The 23,095-nt window shown below is 68.4% G+C and carries 17 protein-coding genes; 15 read left to right on the plus strand and 2 right to left on the minus strand.

Features of this window, described 5'->3' with window-relative positions; translation table 11 throughout:
- Positions 1-62: 62 nt before the first annotated feature.
- Together FHR82_RS37250 and FHR82_RS37255 are read right to left on the minus strand one after the other, a co-directional pair.
- The gene (locus tag FHR82_RS37250) at positions 63-965 is read right to left on the minus strand and encodes a S1 family peptidase (RefSeq protein WP_221464755.1); all 903 of its coding nucleotides are present in this window, start codon (positions 963-965) and stop codon (positions 63-65) included.
- A gap of 81 nt (positions 966-1,046) precedes the next feature.
- Positions 1,047-1,865, minus strand: a complete 819-nt coding sequence (locus FHR82_RS37255) for a hypothetical protein (protein WP_184815326.1) — start codon at positions 1,863-1,865, stop codon at positions 1,047-1,049.
- 243 nt (positions 1,866-2,108) lie between these two features.
- On the opposite strand from FHR82_RS37255, the gene rplJ reads away from it, so the two are divergent.
- The 15 genes from rplJ (at position 2,109) to FHR82_RS37330 (ending at position 23,040) form a co-directional block, all read left to right on the plus strand.
- Complete coding sequence (rplJ, locus tag FHR82_RS37260) at positions 2,109-2,651, plus strand: 50S ribosomal protein L10 (RefSeq protein WP_184815327.1); 543 nt, start codon at positions 2,109-2,111, stop codon at positions 2,649-2,651.
- Positions 2,652-2,677: 26 nt separating this feature from the next.
- A complete protein-coding gene (gene rplL, locus FHR82_RS37265) occupies positions 2,678-3,064 on the plus strand; it encodes a 50S ribosomal protein L7/L12 (RefSeq protein WP_184815328.1) in 387 nt (128 codons plus the stop codon).
- Between the two features lie 233 nt (positions 3,065-3,297).
- Positions 3,298-4,434, plus strand: coding sequence for an ABC transporter ATP-binding protein (locus FHR82_RS37270; protein ID WP_184815329.1), 1,137 nt, complete (start codon positions 3,298-3,300; stop codon positions 4,432-4,434).
- Positions 4,431-5,225: an MlaE family ABC transporter permease gene (locus FHR82_RS37275; protein ID WP_184815330.1), complete on the plus strand. Its 795-nt coding sequence runs from the start codon at positions 4,431-4,433 to the stop codon at positions 5,223-5,225. Before FHR82_RS37270 ends, FHR82_RS37275 begins: the two co-directional genes overlap by 4 nt.
- 1 nt (position 5,226) lies before the next feature.
- Positions 5,227-6,063, plus strand: a complete 837-nt coding sequence (locus tag FHR82_RS37280) for an MlaE family ABC transporter permease (RefSeq protein ID WP_184815331.1) — start codon at positions 5,227-5,229, stop codon at positions 6,061-6,063.
- A 28-nt stretch (positions 6,064-6,091) separates the two neighbouring features.
- The gene (locus FHR82_RS37285) at positions 6,092-7,441 is read left to right on the plus strand and encodes an MCE family protein (protein ID WP_184815332.1); all 1,350 of its coding nucleotides are present in this window, start codon (positions 6,092-6,094) and stop codon (positions 7,439-7,441) included.
- A 61-nt stretch (positions 7,442-7,502) separates the two neighbouring features.
- Positions 7,503-8,552, plus strand: coding sequence for an MCE family protein (locus FHR82_RS37290; RefSeq protein WP_184815333.1), 1,050 nt, complete (start codon positions 7,503-7,505; stop codon positions 8,550-8,552).
- Positions 8,549-9,541, plus strand: coding sequence for an MCE family protein (locus FHR82_RS37295; RefSeq protein ID WP_184815334.1), 993 nt, complete (start codon positions 8,549-8,551; stop codon positions 9,539-9,541). The genes FHR82_RS37290 and FHR82_RS37295 overlap by 4 nt, the downstream gene beginning before the upstream one ends.
- Before the next feature lie 58 nt (positions 9,542-9,599).
- The gene (locus tag FHR82_RS37300) at positions 9,600-10,778 is read left to right on the plus strand and encodes an MCE family protein (protein ID WP_184815335.1); all 1,179 of its coding nucleotides are present in this window, start codon (positions 9,600-9,602) and stop codon (positions 10,776-10,778) included.
- Positions 10,779-10,852: 74 nt separating this feature from the next.
- On the plus strand, positions 10,853-12,016 hold the full coding sequence (locus FHR82_RS37305) for an MCE family protein (protein ID WP_184815336.1): 1,164 nt from the start codon (positions 10,853-10,855) through the stop codon (positions 12,014-12,016).
- A 67-nt stretch (positions 12,017-12,083) separates the two neighbouring features.
- A complete protein-coding gene (locus FHR82_RS37310; RefSeq protein ID WP_184815337.1) occupies positions 12,084-13,346 on the plus strand; it encodes an MCE family protein in 1,263 nt (420 codons plus the stop codon).
- Between the two features lie 49 nt (positions 13,347-13,395).
- Positions 13,396-13,953 (plus strand): hypothetical protein, encoded by a 558-nt coding sequence (locus FHR82_RS37315; RefSeq protein ID WP_184815338.1) that lies wholly within the window; start codon positions 13,396-13,398, stop codon positions 13,951-13,953.
- A gap of 12 nt (positions 13,954-13,965) precedes the next feature.
- Positions 13,966-15,078, plus strand: coding sequence for a hypothetical protein (locus FHR82_RS37320; RefSeq protein ID WP_184815339.1), 1,113 nt, complete (start codon positions 13,966-13,968; stop codon positions 15,076-15,078).
- 473 nt (positions 15,079-15,551) lie between these two features.
- On the plus strand, positions 15,552-19,046 hold the full coding sequence (rpoB, locus tag FHR82_RS37325; RefSeq protein WP_184815340.1) for a DNA-directed RNA polymerase subunit beta: 3,495 nt from the start codon (positions 15,552-15,554) through the stop codon (positions 19,044-19,046).
- 94 nt (positions 19,047-19,140) lie between these two features.
- The gene (locus tag FHR82_RS37330; RefSeq protein ID WP_184815341.1) at positions 19,141-23,040 is read left to right on the plus strand and encodes a DNA-directed RNA polymerase subunit beta'; all 3,900 of its coding nucleotides are present in this window, start codon (positions 19,141-19,143) and stop codon (positions 23,038-23,040) included.
- Positions 23,041-23,095 lie beyond the last annotated feature (55 nt).

Genomic DNA, 23,095 nt, shown 5'->3' on the forward strand with positions numbered 1-23,095 from the left:
TGAACGGCCGAGGGCCGCACTCCTGCGCGGGGTGCGGCCCTCGTCGTGTTCGTGCCCTTGTGTCAGCCGATCTCGGCGCCGACCGCTTCGAGCGCTGTCGTGACCGGCTGGAAGAACGTCTCACCCCCTGCCGTGCAGTTGCCGCTGCCACCCGAGGTGAGACCGATCGCGGCGCCCTCCTCGGTGAACAGCGGGCCGCCGCTGTCGCCCGGCTCGGCGCACACCGTGGTCTGGATCAACCCGGTGACCGTGCCCTCCGGGTAGTTCACGGTGGCGTCCAGCCCGACGACCTCGCCGTCGAACAGCCCGGTCGTGCTGCCCATGCGGAAGACCTGCAGCCCGACCTGCGCCTCCTCGACGCCGGTGATCTCGAACAGCTGGTCGCCGAGGTCGACGACGCTCTGCGCGTCCTCGGCGGGATCGTCGTAGGTGAGCAGGGCGAAGTCGCCCTCACCGGGGAAAACGGCCTCCTGGACGGTGGCGACGGGGGCGCCGTCCGCGCTGTCCGACCACTGCTCGGCGGCCACACCGCAGTGGCCGGCGGTGAGGAAGCCCGGGGCGCCGTCCTGGGTGACGACGTTGAAGCCGAGCGAGCACCGCGAGCCCTCGGAGAAGATCGCGTCACCGCCCTCGGCGAACAGCCGGAACTCGCCGTCGCTGCGCCGGAGTCTCGCCTGGTCGCCGACCGCGGCCACGGCGCCCTCGAGCTCGTTCCAGGTGTCCCCGGTGACGGTGGCGTCGGCGGTGACGATCATCCGGTCGGTGCGCGGGTCGACCGCCCACGCGGTGCCGGGGATGCGCTCCTGCCGCAGGCTCGTCAACGCGTCCATCGCGGACACGGAGTCCTGCGCGCTCTGCTCGGCGTTGGCCTGCGGCAACAACACCGCGACAAGACCACCGAGCGCGACGACCCCAGCGGCGGCGAACAGGCCCCTACGGGTGGCTGTCCGATGTCGTGCTGGCAATTCGCGACCTCCTCGGTAACGGAATCGGGCGAACTGGATCCGTTCCGTACACGAGGAGACCTCAGCGGCGGTTCACCGACCTCAACTGGTCGGACCTGTGGAGCCGGTCGGACACGCCGGTTCGTCCTGGTGGCCCGACACGATCCACTGGGCCTCGCCGCCGGGGCCTTCGGAGTTAGGGATCTGGCTCAGTGTCAGGAGTCCGAGCCGGGGGCCGCCCACGACCTCGATCGCGCAAGAACTGACGGTGGCGGACTTGCCGTCGATGGTCACGGCGGACGCGGGGATCCAGGGTTCCCCGTACTCGGCCTTCATGCTCTGGGCGTCCACGGACTCGTGAATCGTGGTGACGATCTCGGTGCAGGAACCGCCGTACTGCGACATGTTCCGCGTGAACTCCGCGCGCGCGTCGTCAGTGAAGCGGCTGCAAGCGCTCTTGGTGTCGCCTTGGGCGATGTCCTCGTAGACCTTCCACACCGCGAGCCTCGGCTCCGTCTCGAAGATCAGGTTCGTCTCCGCCTTGCCGCCGCCGGTCTGGGAGGCCGGGAGCTGGTCGCGGTCCTCGCCGAGGAAGTAGTCGATCGCGAACCAGACGCCCAGCGTCAGGATGGCCAGGACCACCAGGCCCGTCACGATCTTGCTGACCGCGCTCTTCAGGAGTCGTTTGCCCAGACCCTCCTTCGGGGGAGGCGGGCCCCACGGCTGCAGCAGGCCGGGCGGCGGGTTGCCGGGTGGGAAACCCTTCTCCGCCTGTTCGCGCATCAGTTCCTGGAACCGTTGGAACTCCTGGAACTGGCGCACCTGGTCCGGTGTGATGTCGGTCGGCTCGCGCACCGCGGGTGGGGGCGCGACGGGGTCGTGCTCACGCGGGTGCTCGTTGTCGGCCACGAGGTCCATCATGCCGTGGTCGACCCCTGTGTGCCCTACACCCTACAAACCTTGTATCCTCTAGAACGGTTCTACCGAAGACCGCTGGTTTCTGCCGTCAGGCAGACGAAGGCCCCACGAGTACGTGGGCGGCCCGCGCAGGAGGAACGTGGTTGTCCTGAGCGTGCTCAGGTTATGCGCCCCGTGCCGTCTGCGCCGGGGCGTTCGTCGTCTCCCAGGGCTGACAGTGGCTACAGCCAATGAGAGGAGGCGACCATGGCGAAGGCAGGCAAGGTCGAGGCCGTCGCTGAGATCGCGGACCGGTTCCGCAACAGCTCGGCTGCCGTTGTCACCGAGTACACCGGTCTGACCGTGTCCCAGCTGACCACCCTGCGTCGCGCTCTCGGCACGGGCACGACCTACCGGGTTGCCAAGAACACCCTGGTCCAGCGTGCCGCGGAGGCCGCCGACGTCAAGGGCCTGGACGCCCTGTTCGTCGGGCCCACCGCGATCGCGTTCGTCGAGGGTGAGCCGGTGGACGCCGCGAAGGCTCTTCGCGAGTTCGCCAAGGAGAACAAGGGCCTGGTCATCAAGGGCGGCTACATGGACGGCCGCCCGCTCACGGTCGACGAGGTCGACAAGATCGCCGACCTCGACTCCCGCGAGGTGCTGCTCGCCAAGCTGGCGGGTGCCATGAAGGGCAACCTTTCGAAGGCCGCCGGGCTGTTCAACGCCCCGGCCTCGCAGGTCGCCCGTCTGGCCGCGGCACTGCAGGAGAAGAAGGCGTCCGCCGAGCAAGCGGCTCCCGCCGAGAGCTGAACAACCACTAGAAAGGAAATGCCGTCATGGCGAAGCTCAGCACTGACGAGCTGCTCGACGCGTTCAAGGAGATGACGCTGCTCGAGCTGTCGGAGTTCGTGAAGCAGTTCGAGGAGACCTTCGAGGTCACCGCTGCTGCCCCGGTCGCCGTCGCGGCCGCAGGCCCGGCCGCCGCCGCGGCCGAGGCGCCCGAGGAGCAGGACGAGTTCGACGTCGTCCTCGAGGGCGCCGGCGACAAGAAGATCCAGGTCATCAAGGTCGTGCGTGAGGTCGTCTCGGGCCTCGGCCTGAAGGAGGCCAAGGAGCTGGTCGAGTCCGCTCCGAAGCCGATCCTGGAGAAGGTCACCAAGGAGGCCGCCGAGGCCGCCAAGGAGAAGCTCGAGGGCGCGGGCGCTTCCGTCTCGCTCAAGTGAGCTAGTCCTCAAGCCACCGAAAGCCGGTGCCCGATTCGTCGGGTACCGGCTTTCGTGCGTCCAGACTGGACAACCCCGCCTTCACACACGGTGAGTGACTGGGTAACTTGCCTCCTCATGGCCTAACCGGCCAGTAACCCACATGGGACACGCTCGTTCTACACATAGTCGGGGATGCGAGAAGCCGCGAGCGCAGCTTGCGGAGCTCGCCATCAGCTTGAGCGGGAGGTTCGATGGGCGCCGAGGTGGTCGTCGAGGGCCTGACGAAGTCCTTCGGTCGCCAGACCATCTGGCGGGACGTGACACTGACGCTTCCTCCTGGCGAGGTCAGCGTCATGCTCGGCCCGTCAGGTACGGGCAAGTCGGTGTTCCTCAAGTCGATGATCGGGTTGCTCAAGCCCGACCGCGGCCGCTGCGAGATCAACGGCGTGGACATCGTCACCTGTTCGGAGCACAAGCTCTACGAGATCCGGAAGCTGTTCGGCGTCCTGTTCCAGGACGGCGCGCTGTTCGGCTCCATGAACCTGTACGACAACGTCGCCTTCCCGCTGCGCGAGCACACGAAGAAGTCCGAGTCGGAGATCCGCAAGGTCGTCTTCGAGAAGCTGGACATGACCGGCCTCAACGGCGCGGAGAAGAAGCTGCCGGGTGAGATCTCCGGCGGTATGCGCAAGCGCGCGGGCCTGGCCCGCGCGCTGGTGCTGGACCCGGAGATCATCCTCGTCGACGAGCCGGACTCCGGCCTCGACCCGGTCCGCACCTCCTACATCTCGCAGCTGCTGATCGACCTCAACACGCAGATCGACGCCACGATCCTGATCGTCTCCCACAACATCAACCTCGCGCGGACCGTGCCGGACAACATCGGCATGCTGTTCCGCCGCGAGCTGATCATGTTCGGGCCCCGCGAGGTGCTGCTGACCAGCGAGGAACCGGTCGTGAAGCAGTTCCTCAACGGTTCGCGCATCGGCCCGATCGGCATGTCCGAGGAGAAGGACGAGGCCACCATGGCCGCCGAGCAGGCCCAGGTCGACGCCGGTCACCACGACGGCGGCACCGACGACGTGCGTGGTGTCGTGCCGCAGATCCAGCCGACCCCGGGGCTCGGGGAACGCGCCGGCGTGCGCCGCCGCCTCGATCGGGTCATGTCGATCCTCCACACGCTGCCGCCCGCCGCGCAGCAGGGCATCCGCGACTCGCTCACCGAGGAGGACCGGGCCAGGTACGGCGCCGGTGCTGGTGCCACCACCGCGCTCCGGCCGAGCCCGCACCCGCGCAACGGCGACGGCGGCTGGCAGCCGGCGTCGGGTGACCTGAACGTCGCCGAGCTGCCCACCTCGAACTACCGCGAGCCGCGGGGTGGTCAATGACCACCCGTCCCGCACCGGCGAGCTTTCCCGGGGCAGGCGCGCTTCGCGAGACGGGCCGTCTCTTCGCCCTCGCACTGGACGTGATCGTCCAGACCTTCCGGCGGCCCTTCCAGGTCCGCGAGTTCGTCCAGCAGTGCTGGTTCATCGCGTCCGTCACGATCCTGCCGACGGCACTGGTCGCGATCCCGTTCGGCGCGGTCGTCGCGCTGCAGCTGGGGTCGCTGATCGTCCAGCTCGGCGCGCAGTCGTTCACCGGCGCGGCCGCGGTGCTCGCGATCATCCAGCAAGCGGCGCCGCTGGTCACCGCGCTGATGGTGGCCGGTGCGGGCGGCTCGGCGATCTGCGCGGACCTCGGCGCCCGCACCATCCGCGAGGAGATCGACGCGATGGAGGTGCTGGGCGTCAACCCGATCCAACGCCTGGTCGTGCCGCGCGTGCTCGCCGCGATGGTGATCGCCGTCCTGTTGAACGGCCTGGTCAGCGTCGTCGGTGTGCTCGGTTCGTACTTCTTCAACGTGGTCCTGCAGGGCGGCACGCCGGGTGCGTACCTGGCGAGCTTCTCCGCGCTCGCGCAGCTGCCGGACCTGTGGATCTCGGAGATCAAGGCGCTGATCTTCGGCTTCATCGCCGGGGTGGTCGCCGCCTACCGGGGCCTCAACCCGAAGGGTGGTCCGAAGGGCGTCGGCGATGCGGTCAACCAGTCCGTGGTGATCACGTTCCTGCTGCTGTTCTTCGTGAACTTCGTGCTCACCGCCGTGTACCTGTCCGTCGTACCGCAGAAGGGCAGCTGACATGGCGATCGGAGACACCGCGCGGCGGGTGGCGAACGCCCCGCTGAACTTCCTCGACACGCTGGGCGACCAGCTGTCGTTCTACCTGCGCGCACTCGCGTGGATCCCGCGCACGCTGCGCCGGTACATGCGCGAGACGATGCGCATCCTCGCCGAGGTCAGCTTCGGGTCGGGTGCGCTCGCGGTCATCGGCGGCACCATCGGCGTGATGGTCGGCATGACCGTCTTCACCGGCACGGTGGTCGGCCTGCAGGGCTACGCGGCCCTCGACCAGCTCGGCACCTCCGCGCTGGCGGGCTTCGCGTCGGCCTACATCAACACCCGCGAGGTCGCGCCGCTGGTCGCGGGCCTCGCGTTGTCGGCGACGGTCGGCGCGGGCTTCACCGCACAGCTCGGCGCGATGCGGATCTCGGAGGAGATCGACGCGCTCGAGGTCATGGGGGTGCCGTCGCTGCCGTTCCTGGTGACGACCCGGATCATCGCGGGCTTCATCGCGGTGATCCCGCTGTACATCATCGGGTTGCTGTCGAGCTACCTCGCGTCCCGCACGATCGTCGTCTACTTCTACGGCCAGTCGGCGGGCACGTACGACCACTACTTCAACCTGTTCCTACCGCCGCAGGACGTGTTCTGGTCCTTCGGCAAGGTGCTGATCTTCAGTGTGGTGATCATCCTGACGCACTGCTACTACGGCTACCGCGCCTCCGGCGGCCCGGCGGGAGTCGGCATCGCGGTGGGCCGCTCCGTGCGGACGACGATCGTGACGGCGGCGTTGCTGAACTTCTTCATCGGCTTCGCCATCTGGGGCACGACGACGACGGTGAGGATCGCGGGATGAGCGCAGCTTCCGTAGCGAAAGGACAGTCGTGAGCCGCGGCGCGTGGGGCACGGTACGGCGGCGGCTGCTCGGCCTCGGCTTCATCGTGCTCGTCGCGGCGCTGGTGAGCCTGTCGATCGCCATGTACAACAAGGCGTTCACGCCGGTGGTGAAGGTCTCGCTCTCCACGGACAAGATCGGCAACCAGCTGCAGGTCCTCGGTGACGTGAAGGCCAGAGGGCTGATCGTCGGCGAGATCCGCGCCATCACGCCGACGGCGGAGGGCGCGGTGCTGGAGCTGGCGCTGGACCCGGAGAAGGCGGACCTGCTGCCGCGCAACGTATCCGCGCGGTTCATCCCGAAGACGCTGTTCGGCGACCGGTACGTGGCGCTGCAGATCCCCGAGGACCCGGACTCGCGTTCGCTCGGCGAGGGCGACCGGATCGAGCAGGACCGGTCGGCGCCCGCCGTGGAGCTGTCGCAGGCACTGGACCACCTGCTGCCGGTGCTGCAGGCGGTCCAGCCGCAGAAGCTGTCGACCACGCTGACCGCGATCTCCACCGCGCTCGACGGCCGAGGCGAGCAGCTGGGGCAGACGCTGGTGGAGCTGGGGCAGCTGGTCGAGGAGATCAACCCGCACGTGCCGCAGCTGACCCACGACCTGCGTGCGCTCGTCGAGGTCAGCGACACCTACACCGAGGCCATCCCGGACTTCGTGTCCGCGCTCGACGACCTGACCGTCACCTCGCGCACGGTGTACGAGCAGCGCGCCAACCTGGACGCCCTGTTCGCCGACCTGACGATGTCCAGCCGCGACCTGGAGTCCTTCCTGCGAGCCAACTCCGACAACCTGATCCGCCTGGCCGACAGCTCCCGCGACACGCTGGAGCTGCTGGCGAAGTACTCGCCGTCCTACCCGTGCTTCCTGAAGCAGATGGCCGCACTGGTCGACGCCGCCAAGCCGGTGTTCGGCGGGGGCACCGACGCGCCCGGTCTGCACGCGACCATCGAGGTCGTCGTGAACAAGGGCAAGTACGAGCCCGGCAAGGACACCCCGGAGTTCAACGAGCACCGCGGCCCGCGCTGCTACGACCCGAAGCAGATGGGCAGCCCGTTCCCGGACCAGCCGCCGGACGGCCCGCTGCAGGACGGCACCTCGCACGGCCCGCAGAACCGGACGCAGCAGGACGGCCTGCTGCCACCCGCGAACGGTGAGGAGTACCTGACCGAGCCGAACGCGCTGACCAGTGCCGACTCGATCGCGAACACCCCGGCCGAGCAGGAGTTCCTCGCCCAGCTGATCGCGCCGGGCATGGGTGTCGAGCCGGGGCAGGTGCCGGGCTGGTCGACGCTGCTGCTCGGCCCGATGTTCCGCGGTGCGGAGGTGACGGTGCGGTGAACGGAGCTTGCGGAGTGAACCATCGGGCACCGTGGCCGCTCGGAGCCTGCGAGGAGCGGCCATGACAAAAGGGAGTGCGCTGGGCATCGCGGGCCCGCTGGTCAAGCTCGTCATCTTCACCGTCGTCACGGTCATGGCGACCGCGCTGCTCGCGATCAGCATCGCCAACGTGAACCTGTCCGACACGCAGGACTACAAGGCCAGGTTCTCGGACGCCACCCTGTTGCTGCCCGGCGACGACGTGCGCATCGCCGGGGTGCGGGTCGGCCAGGTCGAGGAGGTCGGCATCGTCGACCGCAAGCAGGCGGAGGTCACCTTCTCCGTCAGCGCTGGCAAGAAGCTGCCGAAGAACGTCATCGCGCAGATCAAGTTCCGCAACCTGGTCGGCCAGCGGTACGTGTCGCTGTCGCAGGGCAGCGGCGGCAACCCGAACGCCGTGCTCGAACCCGGTGACACGATCCCGCTCGAACAGACCAGGCCCGCACTGGACCTGACCGAGCTGTTCAACGGGTTCAAGCCGCTGTTCCGCGCGCTGTCGCCGGACGACGTCAACAAGCTGTCCTACGAGATCGTCCAGGTCCTGCAGGGGGAGGGCGGCACGGTCGAGTCGCTGCTCGCCCACACCGCGTCGCTGACGTCCGCGATCGCAGGCAAGGACAAGGTGATCGGCGAGGTCATCAACAACCTCAACAACGCGCTGACCACGATCAACGAGCGCGGCCAGAAGCTGTCCACGCTGATCGTCCAGGTGCAGCAGCTCGTGTCCGGGCTCGCCGCCGACCGCGAACCGATCGGTGACGCGATCGAGGCGCTCGGCGGGCTGACCGACACCACGGCCGGGCTGCTCGAACAGGCCCGCCAGCCGCTCAAGGAGGACATCGCGGCGCTGGGTGGGCTGGTGAACAACCTCAACGACAGCGAGGCGGTCGTCGAGCACTTCATCCAGTTCCTGCCGGAGAAGACCGCGAAGCTGACCAGGACCGTGAGCTACGGCTCGTGGTTCAACTTCTACGTCTGCTCGATGTCGGGCTCGATCGGCATCCCGGGGATCATCACCCAGCCGATCGAGGTGCCGCTCACGCCGGCGACCCCGGAGAGGTGTGTCCGATGAGGTCGTTCCGCTCCCGCAACCCGATCCCGATCGGCATCGCCGGGATCGTGGTGATCGCGCTCGGGTTCACGGTCGCGATGTTCTCCGACGACCTGCCGATCGTCGGCGGCGGCACCAGCTACTCGGCCGAGTTCAGCGAGGCCGCGGGCCTGTCGCCCGACGACGAGGTCCGCATCGCGGGCGTCAAGGTCGGCAAGGTGAGCGACGTCGAGCTGTCCGGCGCGGTCGTCGTGGTCACGTTCAAGGTCAAGGACGCGTGGGTCGGCGACCGGTCGCTCGCCGCGATCAAGATCAAGAACGTGCTGGGCCAGAAGTACCTGGCGCTCGAGCCGGAGGGCCGGGACGTGCTCGACCCGGCCATGCCGATCCCGAGGGACCGGACGATGGCGCCCTACGACGTGCTCGAGGCGTTCCGCGGCCTGGCCGACACGACGAACGCGATCGACACGACCCAGCTCGCGCAGAGCTTCGAGGTCATCGCGGAGACGTTCAGCGACACCCCGGACGACGTGCGGGGCGCGCTCACCGGTCTGCAGCAGCTGTCGACCACGATCTCCAGCCGCGACCAGCAGCTCGCCACGCTGCTGTCCAACACGCACAAGATCAGCGACACGCTCGCCGAGCGGGACGCCGAGGTCGTGAAGCTCCTCCAGGACGGCAACCTGCTGCTGGAGGAGATCGGCAAGCGCCGGGACGCGATCTCGACGCTGCTCGAGGGCACACAGGCCCTGTCCAAGGAGCTGAAGGGCCTGGTCGACGACAACAACGAGCAGCTGGGGCCGGTCCTGGAGAGCCTCGACCAGCTGACCGGCATGCTGGCCCGCAACCAGGACGCGCTCGGCAAGGGCATCAAGAACATGGCCCCGTTCGTGCGGTTGTTCAACAACGCGGTCGGCAACGGGCGCTGGTTCGACAACTACCTGTGCGGCCTGCTGCCACCGCAGCTGGGACCGATCAACGAAGAAGGCTGCCTCGGGAGGACCTCGTGAGCGGAGCTTGCGGAGCGGTGATGACACCGAGGCGTCCCGGAGCCTGCGAGGGGGCGCCATGACATTCGCCTCCCGGTTCAGCAGGGATCTCGCCCGCGGGGTGTCCATCGCGGTCGTGCTCGCACTGGTCGTCGCCCTGTTCCTCTGGTGGCTGCTGGTGGAGGGCAACCAGAAGCGGTACTCGGCCGTGTTCACCGGCGTCGTCGGCCTGTACGAAGCCAACGACGTGCGGATCCTCGGCGTGAAGGTCGGCCACGTCGACAAGGTCACCCCGAACGGCGACACCGTCCGCGTCGACATGCTGGTCGACCGCACGGTGCGGATCCCCGCCACCGCCAAGGCCGTGATCGTCTCGCCGTCGCTGGTCAGCGACCGGTACGTGCAGTTCACGCCGGTGTTCACCGGCGGTCAGGCCATGGCCGAGGGCACGGTCATCGGCAAGGAGCGCACCGCCACCCCGCTCGAGGTCGACGACCTGTACGCGAGCCTCAACCGCGTCAGCGTCACCCTCGGCCCCAACGGGGTGAACAAGGACGGCGCGCTCGCCGACCTGCTGAACACGCTCGCGGCGAACGCCGACGGCAACGGGGCGGCGCTCAACCAGACGATCACGCAGCTGTCGCAGATGGCGCGCACGCTGTCCGGCAGCGACGAGGACCTGTTCGCGACCGTCGACAACCTGCAGAAGTTCACCTCCGCCCTCGCCGCGAACGACGCGGCCGTGAACGAGTTCAGCGCGCAGGCCGCCGACGTCACGGCGTTCCTCGCCGACGAACGCGAGGACCTCGGCGCCGCGGTGCGGCAGCTGGGCATCGCGCTCGGCGCCGTGCAGCAGTTCATCAACGACAACCGCGCACACCTCAAGGGCAACGTCGACAAGCTCGCGTCGATCACCCAGGTGCTCGTCGACCAGCGGGCCGCGCTGTCGGAGGTGCTGGACGTCGCACCGCTCGCGCTGTCCAACATCATCAACTCGTACAACGGTTCGTCCGGCACGCTCGACGCCCGCGCCGACCTCAACGACCTGGCGCAGCCGCCGATCGTGACCCTGTGCAACCTGGTCCGGCAGGGCACGCCGAACGACCTGCCCCAGGTGCTCGCGGACACGTGTGACCAGCTGAAACCGCTGGTCGAGGGCCTCGTGCCGCTGCCGTCGGCCGCCGAGGTGCTGACCGCGCTGCAGAACGGCACGGCGCCGCCGCTGCCCATCCCCGGCAGCATCGAGGGGGGCAACTGATGAGTGAGCGGAGCTTGCGGAGCGAACCATCCGGCACAGCGCCGTCCCGGAGCCTGCGAGGGGGCGGCGGGAGGATGAAACGAACCGTCGCGGCCGCCGCGTCCGTGCTCATGCTGTCCGGTTGCAGCTCCTTCACCGGCATCTACGACATCCCGCTGCCGGGCGGCGCCGACCTCGGTGACCACCCGTACACGGTGAAGGCCGAGTTCCGGGACGTGCTGGACCTCGTGCCGCAGTCCGGCGTGAAGGTCAACGAAGTGCCGGTGGGCCGGGTGGAGAACATCCAGCTCGCGCCCGACGGGTGGAGCGCCGAGGTCACCATGCGCGTGAACGGCGACGTCGAGCTGCCGGCCAACGCACTGGCCATGCTGCGCCAGTCCAGCCTCCTCGGCGAGAAGTACGTCGAGCTGTCCTCGCCGCCGTCCGGCAAGGCACAGGGGACACTGGCCGATGGCGCACGCATCCCGATCGAGCGGACCAACCGCAACACCGACATCGAGGAGGTGCTCGGCGCGCTGTCCATGCTGCTCAACGGCGGCGGCGTCGAGCAGCTGCAGAACATCGCGCAGGAGCTGAACAACGCGCTCGAGGGCCGCGAACCGGACCTGCGCGCCACGCTGGCCAGTGTGGACACGCTGGTGTCCACACTGGATGAGAGCAAGGACGACATCACCCAGGCCATCGACGGCGTCAACAAGCTGTCCGCCACGCTGTCCGCGGAGAAGGACCAGCTGGCCGGCGCCATCGACTCGCTCGGCCCCGGCCTGGAGGTGCTGAACCAGCAGCGCAGCCAGCTGGTGACGATGCTGCAGAGCCTGCAGTCGCTGTCGGACGTGGCCGTCGACACCGTGAACGCGAGCCAGGAGGACATCGTCGCCGACCTGAAGGCGCTCACCCCCGCGCTGCAGAAGCTGGGGGAGGCGGGCACCGACCTGCCGAAGTCGCTGGAGCTGCTGTTCACCATCCCGTTCAGCGACGAGGCCGTGCACGGCGTGAAGGGCGACTACTTCAACCTGTACGCCAAGATCGACCTGAACCTGCAGACCATCCTCGACAACCTGTCCCGCAGCAGGCGCAACCCGCTGCAGGACATCCCGATCGTGGGTGGTCTCATCGAGGGGCAGGAAGGCGGGGCGGACAGCCCGCTGCTGCCGATCCCCGGCACGGAACAGCCGTCCGGCGGCGGCGACGGTCTCGGTGGCCTGCTCGGTGGGCTGCTCGGGGGAGGTGGCCGGTAGTGAGCGGAGCTTGCGGAGCGAACCATCGACACTCACGACGGCACCGAGCCTGCGAGGGGGCGTCGTAATGCTCACCAGGAGAGTTCGGCTCCAGCTGATCGCGTTCTTCGTGATCGCGATCGTCGCGATCGTGTACGCGGCGTTCCGGTTCACCGACCTCGGCCGCGTGTTCGGCGCCGATGGCTACACGGTGAAGATGAACCTCGAGGAGTCCGGCGGCATCTTCACCAACGCCGAGGTCACCTACCGCGGCTACAACGTGGGCCGGGTGGGGGAGATCCACCTGACCGAGGAGGGCCTCCAGGTCGACCTGAACATCGACCCGGACGCGCCGGAGATCCCGTCGGACCTGGACGCGGTCGTCGCGAACCGGTCCGCGGTCGGTGAGCAGTACGTCGACCTGCGCCCACGCGCGAACGACGGCCCGTACCTGTCGGGCGCGTCGGTGATCGCGGCCGACCGCACGGTCACCCCGGTCTCGACCGACACGGTCATCCGCGACCTCGACAGCCTGGCGAGCTCGGTCCCGACCGAGTCGCTGCGCACGGTCGTCGACGAGCTGGACCGCGCGTTCGCGGGCACCGGGGACGACCTGCAGATCCTGCTCGACTCGACGCGGGACTTCACGGCGATGGCCCAGCAGCACCTGCCGCAGACCATCGCGCTGATCCAGGACGGCGGCACGGTCCTCGACACGCAGAACGTGCAGGCGGGCAACATCACGTCGTTCGCGAACGACCTGAACCTGCTGGCCGAGCAGCTGAAGACGTCCGACCCCGACCTGCGCAGGCTGATCGCCGAGGGCCCGAAGGTGGCCGCACAGGTCTCGAACCTGCTCGCCGAGTCCGGTCCCGGCCTGGGCGTGACGGTCGCGAACCTGCTCACCACGTCGGACATCCTGCGGGCCCGCAAGGACGGCGCGGAGTACTTGCTGGTCGCGTACCCGCTGCTCAGCGCGGCCGGGCAGGGCCTGCTCGCCGACGACCCCGGCCAGGCGCACCTCGGTCTGGCGCTCAACCTGTTCAACCCGCCCCCGTGCACGCAGGGCTACGAGCAGACGCAGCGGCGCAACGGCAACGAGGTCACCCCGTCGCCGGAGACACCGCCGCAGACCTACTGCGCGGAGCCACCGGGCAGCCCCGTCAACGTGCGCGGTTCGGCGAACGCGCCCTACGGTGGTAAGCCCGTGGCACAGGACCAGCCCGCGATGCCGCCGGTCAGCGGCGCGGCGCAGGGACCCGTGAGCCCGCTGGACGGCCTGCCCGGGACGGTGAGCCTGCCGGGTGGCACCCAGCCGGGCCTCGCCGCACTGCTCGGTCTGCCGAGCTGATATGTCTGGAGTGTCCGTGAAGTCAGCGGTGGAACCCGAGGTGGAACCCGTGACGGAGACCGAGGCGGAGGAGTCCGCCGAGCGCGAGAGCAGGCTCCCGCAGGTACTGCTCACGGCGGCCGTGGCGCTGGTGGTCGCCGCCGCGGCGGTCGCCGGGTGGTTCGGCGTCGCGTGGTTCAACGCGGCGAACGACGACTCGCTCGAGTACTCGCGGGTCCGGGACGAGGTGAACCGCGTCGGCCAGGCCGCGGTGGTCACGATGAACACCCTGGACTACCGCAAGGTGGACGCGGGCCTGAAGGACTGGGAGACCGCCACCACGGGCCCGTTGCACGACGAGGTGGTCAAGGGCAAGGCGACCAGCCGCGACGCGATCGTGGCCGCCGAGTCGGTCACCAAGGCGACGGTCCTGTCGTCCGCGGTCTCGGAGCTGGACGACCGCGCGGGCCAGGCCTCGGTGCTGGTGGCGTTGAAGGTGAACGTCACGGTCAAGGGCGAGGAGCCGAAGGACAAGTTCATGCGGCTCGCGGCCAAACTCCAGCGCACCGACGACGGCTGGAAGCTGTACGAGATCGGTCAGGTCCCGTACCTGCAGCCGGGTCAGTAAGGGGAGAACGACGTGCCACCGCACCGCCGCCGCCCGAACCCGAGCGCGGGACAGACACCTCCGGTCCGCCGCCGCAAGGTCGCCGGGCTGGGCAACCGCCCCGGCCACCCCGAGAGCGCGGCCGAGCAGACCACCGAACAGCCCAAGATCCCCGCCGAGCCGGAGACCACCGAGCCGGAGCGGGAGAACGAGAGCGTCTCCGGCGTGCTGGACGGCGTACTGGGCCAGCCCCCGGCCCGCCGCACCGAGACCGACGCCGCCGAGGCAGACGCCGCCGAGACCGACGGTGTGGACGCCGAGGACGAGACCGACATCGAGGCCCTTCGCGCCGCGGCGGCCGCGGCCGAGCCACCGCCGGTCACCAAAGACGGCGAGGACGGCGAGGACGGCGAGGACGGCGAAGCCGAGGCCAGGCCCACCCGCACACCCCGCACCGTCCCGGCCGCGGGCAGCCGTCCGGCAGGCAAGCGCCGCTCGACCGGCAAGGCCCGCCCCGACAACCTGGCCAGCGCCGAGAGCGACGCGGGCACCGAGCGCAGGTCCCGGTTCGCACGCCTGGACGACCGCCCGGCCCGCACCAAGGACCAGCGCCAGATCTCCGTCGCGGTCGTCCTGGCCGTGGTGGCCGTCGTGCTGGGTGCGCTGGCGGTGTTCTTCCGCGGCCAGACCGACGACCTGACCAGCGGCGACCCCAACACGGCCCTCACCGACTCCGCCGCGACGAGCCAGGTCAAGGGCCAGCTCACGAACGCCATCAAGCAGACGTTCAGCTACAACTACACCGACCTGGACTCGACCGAGAAGGCCGTCAAGGAGAACCTGGTCGGCAAGGCCCTGTGCGAGTACAACCTGCTGTTCGGCGAGGTCAAGGAGTACGCCCCCCAGCAGAAGATCGTCCTGGACACCACGGTCCGCGAACTGGCCCTGGTCCGCATCGACGGCGAACGAGCGGAGGCCCTGGTCTACATCGACCAGCTGTCCACCCGCGTGGACGTGAACAAGACCGTCGCGGTGGGCGGCCAGTTCTCGGTGCACGCAGCCAAGCAGGGCGACCACTGGAAGATCACCGAGTTCGACATGTTCGGCCAGCCCCTCTTCAACGGCAAACCAGCCCCGAAGTGCTGAGGCGCGGGCACGGCACCGGACAGGTCCCGAACGCGCCGGAAGGGCCGAGCGCGGCCTGGGCAAACCCAAGATCAAGGTGACGTTGCGCACACTTCCAGAATGCTCGCCACGCCCGATCGGGAGATCGTCATCCCTCCCGGCCCCGACCCGGCGCCGACCCCGGCTCACCAGCGCTCACCTGCTGATCCATCCTTCGGACAGCGCCGGCATCCGACCTGAACAAGCCGTGAGAACATGGCGCGGCATCTTGACTCAGGGCCACGTCGGGGTCACGCTATTCCCCAAGCACGCCTTCAGCGGGAGGATGGTTGAGCGCGGGTGTAGACAGTCGCCGACTCTTTGGCTAGACTGCCCCTTTGCGCTGCCCAATTTCGCATGCCCTAAGCTGTTGGGCACGACCGCACCCCTGAACGGCCCCGTATGCAGTTGCTGACGAGGCTGCTCAACCGCACATAGTCCTGGAAGGACGCATCTTGGCAGTCTCCCGCGCGACCCAAGCCACTGCTGCGACCAACTCCACCATGTCGAACTCTGGCATCCCAGGCGCGCCGTTGCGGGTCTCGTTCGCGAAGATCCGCGAGCCGCTGGGCACGCCGAACCTGCTCGACCTGCAGATCCAATCGTTTCAGTGGTTCACCGGTGACGAGGCGTGGTTCCAGCGCCGCGTCGACGCCGGTGACGAGACCCCCGTCGGTGGTCTCGAAGAGGTTCTCAACGAGATTTCCCCGATCGAGGACTTCTCCGGCTCGATGTCCCTCTCCTTCTCCGACCCGCGCTTCGACGAGGTCAAGGCCTCGACCGAGGAGTGCAAGGACAAGGACATGACCTACGCGGCCCCACTCTTCGTGACGGCCGAGTTCACCAACCACGGCACCGGCGAGATCAAGAGCCAGACCGTGTTCATGGGTGACTTCCCGGTCATGACGGACAAGGGCACGTTCATCATCAACGGCACCGAGCGCGTCGTGGTGTCGCAGCTCGTCCGTTCGCCCGGCGTGTACTTCGACACGTCCGTCGACAAGACCACCGACAAGGACGTCTTCGTCGCCAAGGTGATCCCGAGCCGCGGCGCGTGGCTCGAGTTCGACGTCGACAAGCGCGACACGGTGGGTGTCCGCATCGACCGCAAGCGCCGCCAGCCCGTCACCGTGCTGCTGAAGGCGCTCGGCTGGACGACCGAGCAGATCCGCGAGCGTTTCTCGTTCTCCGAGACGCTGCTCGCGACGCTCGAGAAGGACCACACGGCCGGCACCGACGAGGCGCTGCTCGACATCTACCGCAAGCTGCGCCCCGGCGAGCCGCCGACCAAGGAGTCCGCGCAGACGCTGCTGGAGAACCTGTTCTTCAAGGACAAGCGGTACGACCTGGCCAAGGTGGGCCGGTACAAGGTCAACAAGAAGCTGGGCGTCGCGCTGCCGACCGACGCCGGTGTGCTGACCGAGGACGACATCGTCACCACGATCGAGTACCTCGTCCGCCTGCACGCCGGTGAGACCACGATGGCCGGCCAGGACGGCACCGACGTGCCGGTCGAGGTCGACGACATCGACCACTTCGGCAACCGTCGCCTGCGCACCGTGGGTGAGCTGATCCAGAACCAGATCCGGGTCGGCCTGTCCCGCATGGAGCGCGTCGTCCGCGAGCGCATGACCACGCAGGACGTCGAGGCGATCACGCCGCAGACCCTGATCAACATCCGGCCCGTCGTGGCGGCGATCAAGGAGTTCTTCGGCACCTCGCAGCTGTCGCAGTTCATGGACCAGACCAACCCGGTCGCGGGCCTGACCCACAAGCGCCGCCTCTCGGCGCTGGGTCCGGGTGGTCTGTCGCGTGAGCGCGCGGGCATGGAGGTCCGGGACGTCCACCACAGCCACTACGGCCGCATGTGCCCGATCGAGACGCCGGAAGGCCCGAACATCGGCCTGATCGGCTCGCTCTCCTCCTACGCGCGGGTCAACCCGTTCGGCTTCATCGAGACGCCGTACCGCAAGGTCGTCGAGGGTCAGGTCACCGACCAGATCGACTACCTGACCGCGGACGAGGAGGACCGGCACGTCATCGCGCAGGCGAACGCGCCGCTCGACGACGCGTACCACTTCGCGGAGGACCGCGTCCTGGTCCGCAAGAAGGGCGGCGAGGTCGAGCTGATCGAGCCGTTCGACGTGGACTACATGGACGTCTCGCCGCGTCAGATGGTCTCCGTCGCGACCGCGATGATCCCGTTCCTCGAGCACGACGCCGCGAACCGCGCCCTGATGGGCGCGAACATGCAGCGCCAGGCCGTGCCGCTGCTGCGCAGCTCGTCGCCGCTGGTCGGCACGGGCACGGAGCTCAAGGCCGCCGTCGACGCCGGTGACGTCATCGTCGCCGAGAAGGACGGCGTGGTCGAGGAGCTGTCGGCCGACTTCATCACGGTCATGGCCGACGACGGCAGCCGCCGCACGTACCAGCTGCACAAGTTCCGCCGGTCCAACCAGGGCACCTGCGTGAACCAGCGGCCGATCGTGTCCGAGGGCGACCGCGTGCTCGCGGGCCAGGTCGTCGCCGACGGGCCGTGCACCGAGAACGGTGAGATGGCGCTCGGCAAGAACCTGCTCGTGGCGATCATGCCGTGGGAGGGCCACAACTACGAGGACGCCATCGTCATCTCGCAGCGGCTCATCCAGGACGACGTGCTCACCTCGATCCACATCGAGGAGCACGAGATCGACGCCCGCGACACCAAGCTCGGTGCCGAGGAGATCACCAGGGACATCCCGAACGTCTCCGAGGAGGTCCTCGCGGACCTCGACGAGCGCGGCATCATCCGCATCGGTGCCGAGGTCGGCGACGGCGACATCCTGGTCGGCAAGGTCACCCCGAAGGGCGAGACCGAGCTGACCCCGGAGGAGCGGCTGCTCCGCGCGATCTTCGGTGAGAAGGCGCGCGAGGTCCGCGACACCTCGCTGAAGGTGCCCCACGGCGAGACCGGCAAGGTCATCGGCATCCGGGTGTTCTCCCGCGAGGACGAGGACGAGCTGCCCCCGGGCGTCAACGAGCTGGTCCGGGTGTACGTCGCCCAGAAGCGCAAGATCCAGGACGGTGACAAGCTCGCGGGCCGCCACGGCAACAAGGGCGTCATCGGCAAGGTGCTCCCCGTCGAGGACATGCCGTTCATGTCGGACGGCACCCCGGTGGACGTCGTGCTGAACACGCACGGTGTGCCTCGTCGTATGAACATCGGCCAGGTGCTCGAACTACACCTCGGGTGGCTCGCCTCCCAGGGGTGGAAGGTCGAGGGCAGCCCGGACTGGGCCAAGAACCTGCCCGAGGAGCTGGCCGACGTGGCGCCTGGCACGAACACCGCGACGCCGGTGTTCGACGGTGCCAAGGAGGACGAGATCACCGGGCTGCTCGGCTCGACGCTCCCGAACCGGGACGGCGAGCGCATGGTGGCGCAGGACGGCAAGGCGACGCTCCTGGACGGGCGTTCCGGCGAGCCGTTCCCGTACCCGGTCGCGGTCGGCTACATGTACATCCTGAAGCTGCACCACCTGGTGGACGACAAGATCCACGCCCGCTCGACCGGCCCGTACTCGATGATCACGCAGCAGCCGCTGGGTGGTAAGGCGCAGTTCGGTGGCCAGCGCTTCGGTGAGATGGAGTGCTGGGCCATGCAGGCCTACGGCGCGGCGTACACGCTCCAGGAGCTGTTGACGATCAAGTCCGACGACGTGCTCGGTCGCGTCAAGGTCTACGAGGCCATCGTCAAGGGCGAGAACATCCCGGAGCCGGGCATCCCCGAGTCGTTCAAGGTGCTCCTCAAGGAGCTCCAGTCGCTGTGCCTCAACGTCGAGGTGCTGTCTTCCGACGGCGCCGCGATCGAGATGCGCGACGGCGACGACGAGGACCTCGAGCGTGCTGCCGCCAACCTCGGCATCAACCTGTCCCGCAATGAGTCGCCGTCTGTTGACGACGTCGTGAACTAGCTGAGTGAGCGCGGGCGCGGCGAACCAGCCGCGCCCGCCGCCCTCGCTCCCCAAGAACTACAAGGCTTGAACCAACAAAAGGGGAAGACCCGACGTGCTGGACGTCAACTTCTTCGACGAGCTTCGCATCGGCCTCGCCACCGCAGACGACATTCGCCAGTGGTCCTTCGGCGAGGTCAAGAAGCCGGAGACCATCAACTACCGCACGCTCAAGCCAGAGAAGGACGGCTTGTTCTGCGAGAAGATCTTCGGTCCCACCCGGGACTGGGAGTGCTACTGCGGCAAGTACAAGCGCGTGCGCTTCAAGGGCATCATCTGTGAGCGCTGTGGCGTCGAGGTCACCCGCGCCAAGGTGCGCCGTGAGCGCATGGGCCACATCGAGCTGGCCGCACCCGTCACCCACATCTGGTACTTCAAGGGTGTTCCTTCCCGCCTCGGCTACCTGCTCGACCTGGCGCCGAAGGACCTCGAGAAGATCATCTACTTCGCCGCCTACGTGATCACCACGGTGGACACCGAGCAGCGGCACGCCGACCTGTCGACGCTCGAGAGCGAGATGAACGTCGAGCGCAAGCAGGTCGAGAACCGGCGCGACTCCGACATCGAGGCGCGTGCGCAGAAGCTCGAGGCCGACCTGGCCGCTCTCGAGGAAGAGGGCGCCAAGTCCGACGTCCGCCGCAAGGTCAAGGAGGGCGGCGAGCGTGAGATGCGCCAGCTCCGCGACCGGGCCCAGCGCGAGCTGGACCGGCTCGACGAGATCTGGACGACCTTCACCAAGCTCGAGCCCAAGCAGCTGATCGCGGACGAGCTCCTGTACCGCGAGCTGGTGGACCGCTACGGCGACCACTTCACCGGCTCGATGGGTGCCGAGGCCATCCAGAAGCTGGCCGCGGACTTCGACGTCGACGCCGAGGCCGAGAACCTGCGCGACACCATCCGCAACGGCAAGGGGCAGAAGAAGCTCCGCGCGCTGAAGCGGCTGAAGGTCGTCGCGGCGTTCTCGCACACCAGCAACTCGCCGATGGGCATGGTCCTCGACTGCATCCCGGTGATCCCGCCGGACCTGCGGCCGATGGTCCAGCTCGACGGTGGCCGGTTCGCCACGTCCGACCTGAACGACCTGTACCGCCGCGTCATCAACCGCAACAACCGGTTGAAGCGGCTGATCGACCTCGGCGCGCCCGAGATCATCGTCAACAACGAGAAGCGGATGCTGCAGGAGGCCGTCGACGCGCTGTTCGACAACGGCCGCCGCGGCCGCCCGGTCACCGGTCCCGGTAACCGTCCGCTGAAGTCGCTGTCCGACCTGCTGAAGGGCAAGCAGGGCCGGTTCCGCCAGAACCTGCTCGGCAAGCGCGTCGACTACTCGGGCCGTTCGGTCATCGTGGTCGGCCCGCAGCTGAAGCTGCACCAGTGCGGTCTGCCGAAGGCGATGGCGCTCGAGCTGTTCAAGCCGTTCGTCATGAAGCGGCTGGTCGACCTCAACCACGCGCAGAACATCAAGTCCGCCAAGCGGATGGTGGAGCGCGCGCGGCCCGCGGTGTGGGACGTGCTGGAAGAGGTCATCACCGAGCACCCGGTGATGCTGAACCGCGCACCGACGCTGCACCGCCTCGGCATCCAGGCCTTCGAGCCGCAGCTGGTGGAAGGCAAGGCCATCCAGCTGCACCCGCTGGTCTGCGAGGCGTTCAACGCGGACTTCGACGGTGACCAGATGGCCGTGCACCTCCCGCTGTCCGCGGAGGCGCAGGCCGAGGCCCGCATCCTGATGCTGTCCTCGAACAACATCCTGTCGCCCGCGTCGGGCCGCCCGCTGGCCATGCCGCGTCTGGACATGGTGACGGGTCTGTTCCACCTGACCCGTCTCAAGGAGAAGGGCGTTGGCGAGGGCCTGGCGTTCTCGTCGCCGGCCGAGGCCATCATGGCCTTCGACCGCGGCGTGATCGACCTGCAGGCCACGGTCAAGATCCGCATCTCCGACCGCACCCCGGGCCCGGCCGACAAGCCGGAGGGCTGGGAGCCCGGTCAGCCGTGGCTGGCCAACACCACCCTGGGTCGCGTGCTGTTCAACGACTTGCTGCCCGACGACTACCCGTTCATGAACGAGCCGATGCCGAAGAAGCGTCAGGCCGCGATCGTGAACGACCTCGCCGAGCGGTACCCGATGGTCACCGTGGCGCGGACGCTCGACAAGCTCAAGGACGCCGGCTTCCACTGGGCCACCCGGTCCGGGGTCACGATCGCGATCTCCGACGTGGTCGTGCCGCCGACGAAGCAGGCCATCCTCGACGAGTACGAGAAGAAGGCCGACGCGGTCGAGAAGCGGTACCAGCGTGGTCAGCTCTCCGCCACCGAGCGGAACAACGAGCTGGTCAAGGTCTGGGGCAACGCGACCGAGGAGGTCGCGAAGGCCATGGAGGACAACTACCCCGACACCAACCCGATCCCCACGATCGTGAAGTCGGGCGCGGCGGGCAACATGACCCAGATCCGCCAGCTGTCCGGCATGAACGGCCTCGTGACCAACCCGCGTGGTGAGTTCATCCCGCGGCCGATCAAGGCCAACTTCCGTGAGGGCCTGTCGGTGCTGGAGTACTTCATCGCGACGCACGGCGCCCGCAAGGGTCTCGCGGACACCGCGCTGCGTACCGCCGACTCGGGTTACCTGACCCGTCGTCTGGTGGACGTGTCGCAGGACGTCATCGTCCGCGAGGTCGACTGCGGCACCACGCGTGGCATCTTCATGAAGGTCGGCGAGCTGGGTGCGGACGGCAGGATCATCCGCGACCAGCACGTGGAGACCTCGGTCTACGCGCGGTCCATCTCGACGGAGATCACCGACAAGGACGGCAACGTCCTGCTCAACCGCGGTGACGACCTCGGCGACCCGGCGATCGAGAAGCTGGTGAACGCGGGTGTCACCGAGGCGAAGGTCCGCTCGGTCCTGACCTGTGAGTCCGCGGTGGGTGTCTGTGCCACCTGCTACGGCCGCTCCATGGCGACGGGCCAGCTGGTCGACGTCGGCGAGGCGGTCGGCATCGTGGCGGCGCAGTCCATCGGTGAGCCGGGTACCCAGCTCACGATGCGTACGTTCCACCAGGGTGGTGTGGCCGGTGAGGACATCACGACCGGTCTGCCGCGTGTCCAGGAGCTGTTCGAGGCCCGCCAGCCCAAGGGCAAGGCCCCGATCGCGGACGTGGACGGCCGCGTGCGCATCGAGGACGGCGACCGGTTCTGGAAGATCACGCTGATCCCGGACGACGGCAGCGAGGAGATCATCTTCGACAAGCTGTCGAAGCGGCAGCGCCTCGCGGCCACGCCGGACGGCCCGCTGGCGGACGGCGACCACGTCAAGGTCGGTCAGCAGCTGCTCGAGGGCACGCCGGACCCGCACGAGGTCCTGCGCGTCATGGGGCCGCGTGAGGCTCAGCTGCACCTGGTGGACGAGGTCCAGAAGGTGTACCGGGCCCAGGGTGTGTCCATCCACGACAAGCACATCGAGGTCATCGTCCGGCAGATGCTGCGCCGGGTCACGATCCTCGACAGTGGTTCCGCCGAGTTCCTGCCGGGTGCGCTCATCGAGCGGGCCCAGTTCGAGACGGAGAACCGCAGGGTCGTGGCCAGTGGCGGCGAGCCGGCCTCCGGCCGCCCGGTGCTGATGGGTATCACGAAGGCGTCGCTGGCCACGGACTCGTGGCTGTCGGCGGCCTCCTTCCAGGAGACCACGCGTGTCCTGACCGACGCCGCGATCAACGGCCGGTCGGACAAGCTGGTCGGCCTGAAGGAGAACGTGATCATCGGCAAGCTGATCCCGGCCGGTACGGGTATCAACAAGTACCGCAACATCCAGGTGCAGCCGACCGAGGAGGCACGGGTCGCGGCGTACGCGATCCCGAGCTACGACGACGGCTACTACACCCCGGACGTGTTCGGTACCGGCACCGGTGCCGCGGTTCCGCTGGACGACTACGACTTCGGTCGCGACTACCGCTGAACCTGACACACGAAGGAGCCCCCGGCCACCAGGCCGGGGGCTCCTTTCGTTTGCC

Origin of the sequence: Actinophytocola algeriensis, assembly GCF_014203735.1 — a bacterium.
Taxonomy (GTDB): Bacteria; Actinomycetota; Actinomycetes; order Mycobacteriales; family Pseudonocardiaceae; genus Actinophytocola; species Actinophytocola algeriensis.